This window comes from Planktothrix tepida PCC 9214, assembly GCF_900009145.1.
GTDB lineage: Bacteria > Cyanobacteriota > Cyanobacteriia > Cyanobacteriales > Microcoleaceae > Planktothrix > Planktothrix tepida.
The window spans coordinates 142,609-156,279 of record NZ_LN889782.1; the positions used below are offsets into that span (position 1 = coordinate 142,609).

The 13,671-nt window shown below is 40.7% G+C and carries 11 protein-coding genes; 7 read left to right on the forward strand and 4 right to left on the reverse strand.

The window, feature by feature from the left end:
* The first annotated feature begins 39 nt into the window (after nt 1–39).
* The 5 genes from PL9214_RS03710 to rdgB all read left to right on the forward strand — a co-directional run bounded on the left by PL9214_RS03710 (nt 40) and on the right by rdgB (nt 5,545).
* Nucleotides 40–1,608, forward strand: coding sequence for a HAMP domain-containing methyl-accepting chemotaxis protein (locus PL9214_RS03710; protein ID WP_072717501.1), 1,569 nt, complete (start codon nt 40–42; stop codon nt 1,606–1,608).
* A 169-nt stretch (nt 1,609–1,777) separates the two neighbouring features.
* Entirely contained in the window at nt 1,778–2,503 is a 726-nt protein-coding gene (locus PL9214_RS03715) for an SDR family oxidoreductase (RefSeq protein WP_072717502.1), read from the forward strand.
* Between the two features lie 68 nt (nt 2,504–2,571).
* Nucleotides 2,572–3,291 carry a GTP cyclohydrolase I FolE gene (gene folE / locus PL9214_RS03720; protein WP_072717504.1) on the forward strand — a complete coding sequence of 240 codons (720 nt, stop codon included), beginning with the start codon at nt 2,572–2,574 and terminating at the stop codon, nt 3,289–3,291.
* A 142-nt stretch (nt 3,292–3,433) separates the two neighbouring features.
* Entirely contained in the window at nt 3,434–4,864 is a 1,431-nt protein-coding gene (locus PL9214_RS03725) for a phosphoglucomutase/phosphomannomutase family protein (protein ID WP_072717505.1), read from the forward strand.
* A 108-nt stretch (nt 4,865–4,972) separates the two neighbouring features.
* Entirely contained in the window at nt 4,973–5,545 is a 573-nt protein-coding gene (gene rdgB / locus PL9214_RS03730) for an RdgB/HAM1 family non-canonical purine NTP pyrophosphatase (protein ID WP_072717507.1), read from the forward strand.
* Between the two features lie 61 nt (nt 5,546–5,606).
* Here the strand turns inward: rdgB and PL9214_RS03735 are convergent, their stop codons facing one another.
* The gene (locus tag PL9214_RS03735) at nt 5,607–5,945 is read right to left on the reverse strand and encodes a P-II family nitrogen regulator (RefSeq protein WP_072717508.1); all 339 of its coding nucleotides are present in this window, start codon (nt 5,943–5,945) and stop codon (nt 5,607–5,609) included.
* Between the two features lie 30 nt (nt 5,946–5,975).
* Nucleotides 5,976–6,110, reverse strand: a complete 135-nt coding sequence (locus PL9214_RS32645) for a hypothetical protein (RefSeq protein ID WP_281250302.1) — start codon at nt 6,108–6,110, stop codon at nt 5,976–5,978.
* Between the two features lie 649 nt (nt 6,111–6,759).
* On the opposite strand from PL9214_RS32645, the gene ilvB reads away from it, so the two are divergent.
* Both ilvB and PL9214_RS29980 read left to right on the forward strand, forming a co-directional pair.
* A complete protein-coding gene (ilvB, locus tag PL9214_RS03740; protein WP_072717509.1) occupies nt 6,760–8,595 on the forward strand; it encodes a biosynthetic-type acetolactate synthase large subunit in 1,836 nt (611 codons plus the stop codon).
* A gap of 365 nt (nt 8,596–8,960) precedes the next feature.
* Nucleotides 8,961–10,874, forward strand: a complete 1,914-nt coding sequence (locus PL9214_RS29980) for a tetratricopeptide repeat protein (protein WP_083579869.1) — start codon at nt 8,961–8,963, stop codon at nt 10,872–10,874.
* A gap of 21 nt (nt 10,875–10,895) precedes the next feature.
* Here the strand turns inward: PL9214_RS29980 and PL9214_RS03765 are convergent, their stop codons facing one another.
* Together PL9214_RS03765 and PL9214_RS03770 are read right to left on the reverse strand one after the other, a co-directional pair.
* Nucleotides 10,896–11,612 (reverse strand): DUF928 domain-containing protein, encoded by a 717-nt coding sequence (locus PL9214_RS03765; RefSeq protein ID WP_072717510.1) that lies wholly within the window; start codon nt 11,610–11,612, stop codon nt 10,896–10,898.
* Nucleotides 11,613–11,681: 69 nt separating this feature from the next.
* On the reverse strand, nt 11,682–13,556 hold the full coding sequence (locus tag PL9214_RS03770) for a CHASE2 domain-containing protein (protein WP_072717511.1): 1,875 nt from the start codon (nt 13,554–13,556) through the stop codon (nt 11,682–11,684).
* Nucleotides 13,557–13,671 lie beyond the last annotated feature (115 nt).

The following is a 13,671-nucleotide window of genomic DNA, read 5'->3' on the forward strand; positions in this document are numbered from 1 at the left end:
GAAAAAAGTAGCAGTCAGAAAATCAAAAGATTTGAAAATATGACGAACAAAATTCCTTTAGAAGTTAAAATTAGTGGTTCATTTTTCGCCCTGGTATTTGGTATTGTTCTTCTTGGTTTATATGGTGTTTTTCGTCTCAATGGACAAATTGAAAAATTGGGGTATAATACAATTCCCAGTATTCGTTCTTTAAGCAAAATTAATCAAGGGCAAACCCAAATTCAATCCGCAGAACGGCTATTGCTGAATCCTTTGTTAACTGATCAAGAACGAGAACAAGAATTAAATCGGATTCAAAAAGCATGGGAACAAATTAATCAGGGATTTGAAGAATACGCCCAAGCCGGAAAAACAGAAGCAGAACAAAAGAGCTATGAAAAATTTTTAATCGATTGGGATCAATGGGTTAAATTTCATAAAAGTTACTTAGTCTTAGAAGCACAATTTAATCAATTAGGCATCCGAAATCCCTGGAATAGTTTACTGCTTTTAAAAGCTCAAAATCCGATTGATAGAGCCGAAATTTCTAAAGTAGAAGAAGCTTTAAGATTAAGAACTGAACTGGATAAAATTCATCAGGAAAAACGAGAAAAATTTGCTCAAGTTTTTCAATCTATTTTTGCGGTTTTAGAAATTAATGATGAGTGGAGTGAACTCACCCAACAAGAAGCGATTAATGATGTTAAAATAATTACTTTTTTAATGATAGCTGCATTGATTGTTTGTCCCCTCCTGGCGTTAATGTTAGGTAAAACCTTAAGTCGAGGAATTATTAAACCGATTTTAAATAGTATTAATCAAATTGCCACTTCTTCGAGCCAAATTGCCAGTAGTGTTGAAGAACAAGAACGAATTACGGCTCAACAAGCTGCTGCGGTGAATGAAACCACAACCACTATTGATGAATTAGGCTCTAGTTCTCGCCAGTCGGCTGAACAAGCAAAACTCGCCGCCGACAATGCGGTTGAAGTCGCTCATATTTCCGAAGAAAATAAACAATTAGTTCAAAAAACCTTAGATGGAATTTCGATTTTACAATCAACCGTTGAAGAGATTGCTAACAAAATTACCGGTTTACATAACCAAATGAATCAAATTGGTACCATTACTAATTTAGTCACCGATTTAGCGAATCAAACCAATATGTTAGCTTTGAATGCTTCTGTCGAAGCCGTGAGAGTCGGAGAATATGGCAAAGGGTTTGTTGTGGTTGCGGGAGAAATTCGCAAATTAGCCGATCAAAGTAAAAATTCGGCTACTCAAATTAATTATTTAATTACAGAAATTCAAAAATCCCTCCAGACAACGGTTTCGGTTACTGAAACAGGCAAAAAAAATGCTGTAGGGGGAATTAAATTATCTCAACAAACCGCTATAGCACTAGAAAAGTTGTTTAATGGGATCAATGATGTCATGGTCATTAACCAACAAATTTCTTTAACCTCCCAACAACAAGCCCAAGCAGTCGAACAAGTTGTCACTGCCATGAATATGATTAACCAAGGGACTAAACAAAGTATCTTAGGGATTCGGGAAACTCGGAGTAGTGTCCACCAACTCAACCAAGTTGCCATTAATCTTCAGAACCTGGCGGGTAAAAAAAGCTGAGGAACCCAATCACGCACCTTGATCTCGATTGCCCAGGAAAATCTAAATTCCAAAAGCTTTTTAGTGATATAATCAAAACAGTAACAAATCTTTACACATTTCTCAGATTGAATTATTTACAGATTTGTGACATCTGTTCGAGTCCCATTGGAGACGACTTAAAGCGGACATGACTTCTCCCATTCAAAAAAGAGCCTTGATCACAGGAGCCAGCAGTGGCATTGGTCGGGCTACAGCCCTCGCCTTTGCGGCATCCGGGATTGACATTGCATTAGTCAGTCGCCAGGAAGATCGCTTAGAAGCGGTAGCCAAAGAAGCCCGAAATTTCGGGGTAGAAGCGAAAGCCTTTCCCCTGGACTTGGCAAAAGTTGAACAAGTCCATGCCCAAATCGATAGTATCGTAGCTGCGTTTGGCCCGATTGATATTCTCGTCAATAATGCAGGCATGGGATACACCGGAGACTTAATCAACACATCCCTTGCAGATTGGCAACGAGTGATCGATTTGAATCTGACCAGTGTTTTCCAGTGTGTGCAAGGGGTTTTACCAGGAATGCGAGATCGGGGGTCTGGAACCATCATTAATATTGTCTCCATTGCTGGTTTGCAAACATTTCCCAACTGGGGCGCGTACTGTGTCAGTAAATTTGGTTTGATGGCCTTATCCAAAACCCTGGCGATGGAAGAACGTGCGAATGGAATTCGGGTGACAGCCCTGTGTCCAGGTTCTGTGAATACTCCTATTTGGGAAACCGAAACCGTTAAAGCCGACTTTGATCGCGCTGCCATGCTGACACCAGAGATTGTAGCCGAGTCAATTCTCTATGTCGCCTTATTGCCGACGGTTGCCGTTATTGAAGAATTAACGCTCATGCCGAGTATCGGCACGTTTTGAATCGTTCTTCCTGTCGATTCTAAAACCATTCACCTTTGTCGTTTCTAAACCTTGATTCAAGATACACCATGACTATCTCACCAAGCACCAATGGGGTCAAAAATTTAGAGATCTCCATTACAGAAGCCAAAAATGAAGACACCAGTGGGTTTCCCATTAGACCCGATCGCACTTTATCTCATGGTCACAGCACCCACTCCCAACCCTGCACGGAAGTGAGTGATGAACAAATGATGGATGCGGTTCGCACTATGCTGTTAGGGGTCGGGGAAGATCCTGAACGCGAAGGGTTACTCAAAACACCAAAACGGGTGGCTGAAGCCATGCGGTTTTTAACCAGTGGTTACAATCAATCCCTCGAAGATCTGGTGAATGGGGCGATTTTTGATGAAGGCCATGAAGAAATGGTGCTGGTGCGGGACATTACGTTCTTCAGTATGTGCGAACACCATATGTTACCGTTCATGGGTCGGGCGCACGTTGCTTATATTCCCAATCAAAAAGTCATTGGGTTAAGCAAACTGGCTCGAATTGTGGAAATGTATAGTCGCCGTTTGCAAGTTCAGGAACGTCTGACTCGCCAAATTGCTGAAGCGATTAAAACTATTCTTGAACCTCAAGGGGTCGCGGTGGTGATGGAGGCAACCCATATGTGTATGGCGATGCGCGGCGTTCAGAAACCGGGGTCTTGGACAGTTACCAGTGCCATGGTGGGTCTATTCCAAGATGAACAAAAAACCCGTGAAGAATTCCTGAATTTAATTCGCCATCAACCTGCATTTTTTTAAGTAATAGGGATTTTAGCTGGGAATTAAGAATTTAAGATTGAGAATTAAGAAAAATTTAACTTATGCTAGAAACAGCTTAAAGAGTATCATTCTTAGTTCTTAATTCTTAATTCTTAGTTCAACGTTAACTGCAAAATTCATGATGACTCAACCCATCAAATTTGGAACCGATGGCTGGCGGGGCGTGATTGCTTCGGACTTCACCTTTGAACGAGTCGCTTTAGTGGCTCCCATTGCAGCCCAGGTTATCTATCAAACCTATGGAGAAAGTACCGGAAGCCGGACTGTAATTGTCGGCTATGATCGGCGTTTTTTAGCTGAAGAATTTGCCCGATGTGCCGCGGTCGCCATCCAAACGGCAGGATTTGATGTCAAACTCAGTGAAACATTCGCTCCTACTCCGGCTTTTTCGTTGATTGCTTATCAACAACAAGCTTTAGGGGCGATTGTTTTAACCGCTAGTCATAACCCAGGTAAATATTTAGGGTTAAAAGTTAAAGGAGCTTTTGGCGGTTCAGTGGGGCCAGAAATTACCCAACAAATTGAAGCGTTATTAACGGAACCTCCTACTTTTGAAACAACACCCGGAACTTTAGAACATTTTAATCCTTGGCCGAGTTATTGTGAAACGTTGCGTTCTAAAGTGGATATTGGAGGAATTCAAGAGGCACTGAATCAAGGAAAAGTAACGGTTTTTGCTGATGTCATGCACGGGGCGGCGACCGGAGGATTAACCCAATTATTGGGGGATAAAGTTCACGAAATTAATACAAATCGTGATCCTTATTTTGGGGGCGGTGCGCCGGAACCTTTACCTCGTTATATTCCTGAATTATTTGAAGAATTGCAGGCTTTTCAAGCTGCTGATGGGGGTTTAGCCATTGGGTTTGTGTTTGATGGGGATAGCGATCGCATTGCGGCGGTGGATCAAAATGGCAATTTCCTGAGTTCTCAAATTTTAATTCCCGTTTTAATTGAACATTTATCAACTCGTCGAGGATTTACCGGAGAAATTGTTAAAACCGTCAGTGGTTCTGATTTAATTCCTCGCATTGCTAAATTATTCAATTTATCGTTGTATGAAACTCCGATTGGTTATAAATATATTGCTGATCGAATGTTAACCACTGAAGTCTTAGTCGGGGGTGAAGAATCTGGCGGGGTAGGCTACGGAACCCATATTCCTGAACGAGATGCGTTGTTATCGGCGCTGTATGTCTTAGAAGCCATGGTACAGTCGGGGGAAGATCCGACGCAAACCTATCAACGTTTACAACAACAAACGGGTTTTGATTCGGCTTATGATCGGATTGATTTACCGTTAGCGAGTATGGACGTGCGATCGCGCCTTGTTGAACAATTGGACACTCAACCGTTACAGGAAATTGCGGGACAAGCTGTTGTTGATTGTTTAGCTGTCGATGGTTACAAATATCGCCTCGCCGATGGTCGGTGGTTATTAATTCGTTTTAGTGGGACAGAACCCGTTTTACGCCTCTATTGTGAAGCACTCACCTTGGATCAGGTTCAGGAAACCCTAAACTGGGCTAAAAACTGGGCGAATCAATTCTAGGAATCAGTTATCAGTTATCAGTTATCAGTTATCAGTTTTTGGATAATTACGAATTACGAATTACGAATTACGAATTATGAATTATTAATAATAAGAGTTAATATAATTATGAAAAAACTAATTGTAGCAACGGGAAATCTGGGTAAGTTGAAGGAAATGCAGGCTTATTTGGAGGGTTTAGAGATTGAATTGCAGCTTAAGCCTCAAGATTTAGAAATAGAAGAAACGGGAACAACGTTTATTGAAAATGCGGGTTTGAAAGCGTCGCAAGTGGCGTTAGCAACGGGAGAATGGGCGATCGCGGATGATTCGGGGTTAGCCGTTGAAGCGTTAAATGGCGCACCCGGACTGTATTCTGCTCGTTATGCACCCACAGAAGCAGAATGTATTGTGCGACTGCTGAAGGAACTGGGGGATACTCCCAACCGCAATGCTCAATTTATCTGTGCTGTAGCTGTTGCGCCTCCCGATGGTTCTATTGCTATCGAGTATGAAGGAATTTGTCAAGGAACCATCACTCTGGAACCGCAGGGAACTGGGGGGTTTGGCTACGATCCGATTTTTTATGTTCCTGAAGTTCAAATGACCTTTGCCCAAATGCCTGCGGAATTAAAACATCAACTTTCCCATCGAGGTCAAGCCTTTCAAGGTGTTTTACCTCAACTTCAGGCTTTATTATAGGGAACAGAAAGAAAAACAGGGATACAACAAAGCCGTATCCCCCTTTTTGTTACACAAACAATTAAATGGCTTCTAAGTTTTTTTCTCCAGTACGAATGCGGATAATTTCTTCCACTGGAGAGATAAAGATCTTACCATCACCAATTTCCCCGGTGCGAGCGGCGGCGATGACTTTCTCCAAAACCATATCCACTTGGCTATCTTCTACAACAATTTCGACTTTGAGTTTTTGCAAGAACTCAACAGTATATTCCGAACCTCGATAACGTTCCGTTTGACCCTTCTGACGTCCGAAACCTCTAACTTCAGAAACGGTCATCCCAACAATACCGGCATTGACCAGGGCGATTTTGACCTCATCAAGCTTAAAAGGCCGAATAATTGCTTCTATCTTCTTCAAGATCCTCACTCCTCAAGCTGAATACTTCGTTTAGTCGTCACTAGAAAAATAATCGACAAAAATTGTTGTATTTGCCGATTCCCGTTTTTTCGGGATTTCTCCCACTCCCATTACTGGGGTAAAGTTCGCTTCGCCAATGTTATCTGAGCTTGTTAGGCTAACCACACTGTCTTACCCCTCGTAAGACTGTTTAATGGTCAACGATAGAGCCACAAACTAGCGTCGCATTCGTGGGTATCATGACTCAGGTAACGTAGTCCGTTGCGGACTCAGGCTGGTCAACTATCTAAAGTTAGAGGCAATGTTGGCAGTGCCTGCGCTCCGCCCATAGCCCCATCTCTTTAGAGCGGGGTGCTGACTTAGCATTCTATCTTTTGATATCACCGCCAAGAGACTGTTATTTGTAAAATATGCTACAATTGATCTCTAAAATGGAAGATGGGTTTGTTCCTCCTGACACCTCTATCCGAATTTAATCTAAGCCGGATGAACAACGAGGCAAAAGGGGGAACCAGCCCCAGAGCCAGAGAGATTTTACCATACTTTGGACAGTTGGCTTGACGGTTTCAGAATCGATCTGTAGATTCGGCAATTTTCAGCCGAAGAAAAATCTATCCGATTCCCTTAAAAACTGCACGCGGCTGATATTGTAAAATCTTGTTAAAAGTAGCAGTTTCTCAAGCGTGAGAGCTTGGTAACTTTTAAAATAAAACAACTATGTATGGGCAGGTTAATCAAAAGCATCTTTGAACGTGATTATGTGCATTGAAAAACCTACCCCCAAGTCAACTAAAACACAGTTTGAGGAATTACTGTGCAACTAAAAACTAAAATAGCTGCAAAACGGGCAACGGGTGCTTACGCTTTGATGGATAGTTTGAAACGCCATGGCGTAAAGCATATTTTCGGTTATCCAGGTGGAGCGATTTTACCGATTTATGACGAACTCTACCGCTTTGAAGCCACTGGAGATTTGCAACATATTCTGGTGCGCCATGAACAGGGAGCCGCCCATGCGGCGGATGGTTATGCACGAGCAACGGGTCGAGTCGGGGTGTGTTTTGGCACGTCTGGGCCGGGAGCGACGAATTTAGTCACCGGAATTGCAACAGCCCAAATGGATTCAATTCCAATGGTGGTGATCACAGGACAAGTTCCTCGTGCTGCCATTGGTACAGATGCGTTCCAAGAAACGGATATCTATGGAATCACCCTTCCGATTGTGAAGCATTCCTATGTGGTGCGTGATCCCAAGGATATGCCTCAAATTGTGGCTGAAGCGTTCCATATTGCCAGTAGTGGACGTCCTGGCCCGGTTTTAATTGATATTCCTAAAGATGTAGGTTTAGAAGAATTTGATTATATTCCCGTTAATCCTGGGGAAGTCACCTTACCCGGATATCGGCCAACGGTCAAAGGCAATACTCGCCAAATTAATCAAGCGATTAAATTAATTCGCCAAGCAGAACGACCGTTGTTATATGTGGGGGGAGGCGCGATTTCTGCTGGAGCCCATTCGGAAATTCAAGAGTTAGCAGAACTGTTTAACCTACCTGTGACAACAACCCTCATGGGTAAGGGGTCGTTTGATGAAAGCCATCCCCTATCGGTGGGAATGTTGGGAATGCACGGCACCGCCTATGCGAATTTTGCGGTGACAGAATGTGATTTATTAATTGCCGTTGGTGCCCGTTTTGATGACCGGGTAACGGGGAAACTAGATGAATTTGCCTCCCGTGCCAAGGTGATTCATATTGATATTGATCCGGCGGAAGTTGGGAAAAACCGCGCCCCCGATGTTCCCATTGTTGGGGATGTTAGACAGGTGTTAGTGGATTTGTTACGTCGATGTCATGAAACCGGAGGTGGAACTGAAACCACCCAAACGGCGGAATGGTTACAACGAATTGACCATTGGCGAGAAGATTATCCTTTAATTGTGCCGAACTACGAGGATGAACTTTCTCCTCAAGAGGTGATTGACACCTTGGGGAAAATGGCTCCAAATGCCTACTACACAACGGATGTGGGACAGCACCAAATGTGGGCGGCTCAATTCCTGAAAAATGGCCCCCGTCAGTGGATTTCCAGTGCTGGCTTAGGGACGATGGGCTATGGAATGCCCGCAGCGATGGGAGCAAAAACTGCCCTACCCAATGAAGAAGTGATTTGTGTGGCTGGGGATGCCAGTATTCAGATGAATATTCAGGAGTTGGGAACCCTGAGTCAATATGGCATTCATGTGAAAACCGTGATTGTCAATAATGGTTGGCAAGGCATGGTGCGTCAGTGGCAAGAAACCTTCTATGGCGAGCGCTATTCTTCTTCTAATATGCAGCCCGGAATGCCTGACTTTGTGATGTTAGCCCAGGCTTACGGGGTGAAGGGGATTAAGGTGACTCGCCGGGAGGAACTCAAAGATGCTATTGCAGAAATGTTGGCTTATGATGGCCCAGTGTTGATGGATGTTCAGGTGAAACGGGATGAAAACTGTTATCCGATGGTAGCACCGGGTAAGAGCAATGCTCAAATGATTGGTTTACCCGAACGGACAAAACTCGAAACCATTGAGTTAGTATATTGCAGCAATTGTGGCGCGAAAAATGTAGGCAGCAATCATTTCTGTCCTGAGTGTGGAACGAAACTTTAATTCACGTTATTAACAGGATAAGCAACCCCGATTTGGGGTTGTTTTTTTGTTGATTTAATGTATTGCTTAACCTCCTTAAGTCCTAATGCCCTGAAATAAATTTCGGGCTAAAAGCTCAAACCCGTTAAAACGGGTTAAGAAAGACAAGCCTTCAGTTATCTTTAGATGACTTTAGCTTTAAGCCTGAAATTTATTTCAAGGCTTTTAGGGTTAAGTTGACGGACTTTGGGCGTGCCTCGCCCCTATGATGACTTGGATTTTAAGTCATTTCTACAACTGATTTAGACTTGTTATAGTGATTGAAATAGACTACTCCTGAACCTTAAGGGAGACTATTTTTCACCTTATTCCCTATTCCCTTAATTATGTCTGAATTTCCTATTTCTGTTGATTTATATGTGGCTTCTAGTGAAGAAATTGTTGAGAATTTAATACCTTTTTTTGCTCGGCTTGATGATGATCGAGTTCAGAAAGCGATCGCTCATTTCTTTGTTAAATTTCAGCAAAAACCGGGGTTGGGTGCAGTTATTTATCAGAAATTAGCTACTTACTATTACCAACAAAATCAAGTTAATTTAGCCATTAATCTGTATCAGTATTCTATTCAATTAAATCCTAAATTTGAACTTGCTTATTATGAACTTGGAAATATTTTTACTCAACTTCAACAATGGGAAAAGGCTATAACTACTTATAATAAAACTTTAGAATTTCAACCGAATGCAGGTCATATTGATGAAAGAATTGCCGAGGTTTATTACCAACAAGAAATCTGGGAACAAGCTCGATTTTATTATCAAAAAGCGGTTAAATCTCAGCCGAATCTTTGGCTTTCATTTTATAAACTCGGTGAAATTTATTTTCGCCAGCAAGATTGGTTAGAAGCGATCGCCACTTACCAAGTTTCAATTTACCACAAATCAGACTTTCCTTGGTCATATTTCCGTTTAGGGGAATGTTTCGCAGTAGTAGAAAATTGGCAAGCATCAGCCCAAACTTATGAAAAAGCAATTGAATTATTACCAGATTTTTATTGGGGTTATCAAGCCTTGGGTCAAATTTATTTAAAATTAGAAGCTTGGGAAAAAGCGGTTAATCTGTACCAGCGTGCTAGTCAATTAAAATCAGATTATTATTGTTGTTATAAAGATTTAGCTTATGCTTATCTGAGGTTGGGAGAATGGGAAGAAGCGTTAAAAAATTATCAGAAAGCAGTTGAACTGAAAATAGAACTTTCTCCCCAAGATCAACACTGGAAAAATCTTTTAAACCAACTCAAAGATCAGCCTATTGAATTCAGCAATACTATTGATCATCTTAACAGTATTAAAATATTTCTTCCCTTTCCCATTAGTTCACCCTTGTTTAGTCCTGATAGTTATTTTGTGATTGAACAACTCAAAAAACATCATATTGAATTTACCTCTAACCCAGAACAGGCAGATTTAATTATTGCTGAAAATTTGAAGATTTTGGAACTTTTTAGTTATAAATATCAAGATTATAAACGATATTTTTTATATACGGAAGAACCTCGCTTTGATATCAATTTTTCTCAACAAATCTCTTTAAATAACATTAATATCCAGATTATGAATATCTATACTGAGGATGTTTTTATCAATAACTATACTTGTTGTATTTGGCATAAAAGGGTAGATGCTGTTAATCAATGTTTATCCTTATTAAAAGACAGTGATTTTAATCGCAAAAAACAGAAAAAAGTAGTAACATTAACGACGAAAAAGCAGAATTCTAGTTTATTGAGAGAGGGAAGGAATATTGATTTGAATGGGTTACGCTGTGAAATTGCCTTAACAGGGTATTATTTAGGAAAAGTTGATATCTATGGTCAAGGTTGGGAGGAAGGTGTGTCTTTAGAAGATTCTAGGGAGGGAGATTGGACAATTAGAAAATTTGAAATTTTACAAGATTATCATTTTAATCTTTGTTTCGAGAATACCATTGCTCCTTATTATTGTACGGAAAAGATTTGGGATGGGATTATTGCAGGGTGTTTACCGATTTATTATGGGGGAGAAGATTCAACAATTTATGAAGATTTCCCACCGAATAGCTTTATTGATTATTGTCAGTTTAACAGTTCCATAGAACTCTTCAACTATATTGATCAGATGGAATGGTCAGAATATCAGCACAGGATGAATTTATGTATTGATACGTTTAATAAAATGGCTAAAATTATGAAAGACAATCAATATTTTATCCCAAACCGCACAAAACGGTTAATTGAAAAAATCATCACGATGTTTGCTTGAAAAATTCTTAAAACCTAGTTTTTAAGGTTGAATTAGAGGCGCTTTTGCCACAGCATCAAGTTTAACACTTTGGAGAAGTTCTTGCCAATTCGATTCTAATTGGGGATTATTCGGTTCAGCTTGACGCAGGGTGGCTAAAGTTGCGATCGCATCATACCAAATTCCGGCTTTAGCATAGACTAACCATTGTTCAGCAGGAGTTTTTTGTAAGGCTTGAGTTAATTCAGGATTCGGTTGAATTCGCTTAATCCATCCTTGAACAGAAGGATCAATTGAATCAGTACAGTCTAAAGAAACAGTCCAACGATAGACAACTTCATCTTTTAGTTCCGGTTGATTTTTAGGCATTTCTATTGCTAGAATTCCGGGTTGTTTTTGCAGATTAATTTCTGTTTTATAAATAGGTTTATTCGATTGATCCTCAACAATAATAAATTTGACAATCTTTGCCTCGGTTTTTGGGATATAAATTAAAACTGTTGGATGGGGTAATGTGGTTAGTTCCAACGGTTGTTCTGTCCGTTGTTCTATAGCGGGAATTAGAGCGGTTAAGGATTGAGAAGTCGTATCGCCTAAGCACGTTCCCCGTGTCCCTCCTGGCTTCGTGTCTCCTGTTCCTCCTGTACCAGGGGGTACAGGGTCGTCTTGAGCTTGTAAGGGTAAGGGAATCAGCAATAGGTTTAAAGCCAAGGTAGAACCAATAAAAATTAGCTTTAAAAATAATGAGGGTTTTAGCATTCCAATTTTGCCCCCTGGATTTTAATTTTATCTAAATATATCATAAGTTGATGAGATTGATCCCATCTTTTAAAATTTTCCTAAAACTTGATAGACTGTAATCGGGATTTCTTTCCCTTTTAACGTTAGTTCTCCCCAGGATTCTACTACAAATCTGCCCTTTAAATAATTTAAGGTTTCTTGAGCGATTAAAATTCGACAGATGCCACCTTCTCGGTGTTTTTCGCAGCTTTCTAAACGGGATGCAATATTAACGCTATCTCCAATTAACCCATATTCTAAACGATTCTTTCCGCCTAAACTTCCGACGGTTACGGTTCCAGTATAAATTCCTACTCGCATTCCGACAGACGGTAATCCTTGTTGTTGCCATTGTTCGTTGAGTTGCTGTAAATGTTGACCCATTTCTAAAGCTGCATTAACGGCATTTTCAGCATCTTTTGCGATCGCTTCAAATGTAGTTCTAGCAACTGGAACCCCAAAGGCTGCCATTAACCCATCTCCGGTGAATTTACTCACAATACCTTGATGTTTTAAAACAATATCGGTCATGGCACTCAGGTATTCATTTAACCAAATCATTAAGGATTCTGAGGATTGCTTTTCGGCGATGGTGCTAAAGTTTTTTAAATCAGTAAATAGGATCGTTGCGGTTAGAGTTTTTGGGGGTAAAAGACCAGAGTTAATTAAATGCGATCGCTCTGTCCAAAGTGTTTCTGCAATATCTGAAGAGGTTTGTTGTCCTAACAATTTCATCACCATATATTGTTGCTGTTGAGATTCCCGAACTTGAGCAATCACCGTCCCAGTAAAGGTTAGAATAAATCCTAACATGGGTGCAGCCACCGGAACCCAAAACATCCGCAAAAAAAGTCCGTAACTGATGAGTCCTAATCCACTTAAACACAGTAAGCTGCCTCCAATTAAAAGACTGGTTTTTTTCCATTTAAACCCCAAATATCCTCCTAAGATTGCCCAAGTGAATATCCAGAGAATTTCGACAAGTTCAGACCAAAATCTAAACAAAGGTTTTTCATCTAAAACAGCACTGAGAATTTGACTAATGGCATGACCATGAATCACAACTCCGGGCATTTCTCGCAGTCGAATTTGACTGCTACTATAGGGAGTGGGGAAAACATCTTTAATGCTGGGCGCAGATGTCCCAATTAAAACAATTTTATCTTTAACCAAATTGGGATTAATTTTATTTTGTAAAATATCGGTTAATGTAACCGTATGAGCCAGATTTTTAGGGGTTCGATAATTCAATAAAAGTTTATATCCGCCTGCATCAATATTTTGATATCCGCCAGAGTTTGATTCTAGCTTTTTAAAGATGACGTTGCCTAATTGATATTCCTTATTAACCGTTAATTTTGGTTTAATGCCTAGGGGTTTAAGATAAGCTAAAGCTAACTGAACAGAAAAAGACTTTAACCCCGAAGTAAACATTAATTGACGACGCACAACCCCATCGGGGTCAACAGGAATATTAACAAACCCGATGCGTTTTGAGGGAAGCTTTGGGGGAGGCGGAATTGTCCTAATGTCCTCATCCCCAATTAAATTAATGCCAATAATATTTGGTTTTTGCAATTGTTGAACTAACGCTTTATGACCGGGATGAATAGCAATATCTCGAAATAAATCGATTCCAATCACACGGGGATTATAACGTTGCAAATTAGCTAAAACTTGGGCTAAAATTTCATCAGGTACAGGCCATTGTTCGATGGATTGTAAATCGTCTTCTGTAATTTCTACAATCAAGAGGCGAGGGTCAGGGTCAGCTTGAGGACGCACTCGCACCATGCTATCAAAGGCGGCTAATTCCAACGGTTGTAACCCCCCCAATTGTCGAATTACCAGTAAACCGATTATTGTCAAACTGGGGATTATTACCGTTCGCAGTTTAACAGGTAGCTTAAATTTTAGATTCATTTATGACCTAACCCCCCAGCCCCCTTTCCTGCAAGGGAAGGAGGAGTTATTATACTAAATACAACTTCTGATTTAAGCGTAACAAAAATTCTCCCCTCTCCTTGCAGGAGATGGG

Bases quoted from the DNA above. Each gene is read 5' to 3' on its own strand.
- folE (WP_072717504.1), top strand. From the start codon at position 2,572: ATGACTATCTCACCAAGCACCAATGGGGTCAAAAATTTAGAGATCTCC.
- PL9214_RS03770 (WP_072717511.1), bottom strand. From the start codon at position 13,556: ATGAATCTAAAATTTAAGCTACCTGTTAAACTGCGAACGGTAATAATC.
- PL9214_RS29980 (WP_083579869.1), top strand. From the start codon at position 8,961: ATGTCTGAATTTCCTATTTCTGTTGATTTATATGTGGCTTCTAGTGAA.
- PL9214_RS03725 (WP_072717505.1), top strand. From the start codon at position 3,434: ATGACTCAACCCATCAAATTTGGAACCGATGGCTGGCGGGGCGTGATT.
- PL9214_RS03715 (WP_072717502.1), top strand. From the start codon at position 1,778: ATGACTTCTCCCATTCAAAAAAGAGCCTTGATCACAGGAGCCAGCAGT.
- PL9214_RS03765 (WP_072717510.1), bottom strand. From the start codon at position 11,612: ATGCTAAAACCCTCATTATTTTTAAAGCTAATTTTTATTGGTTCTACC.
- rdgB (WP_072717507.1), top strand. From the start codon at position 4,973: ATGAAAAAACTAATTGTAGCAACGGGAAATCTGGGTAAGTTGAAGGAA.
- PL9214_RS03710 (WP_072717501.1), top strand. From the start codon at position 40: ATGACGAACAAAATTCCTTTAGAAGTTAAAATTAGTGGTTCATTTTTC.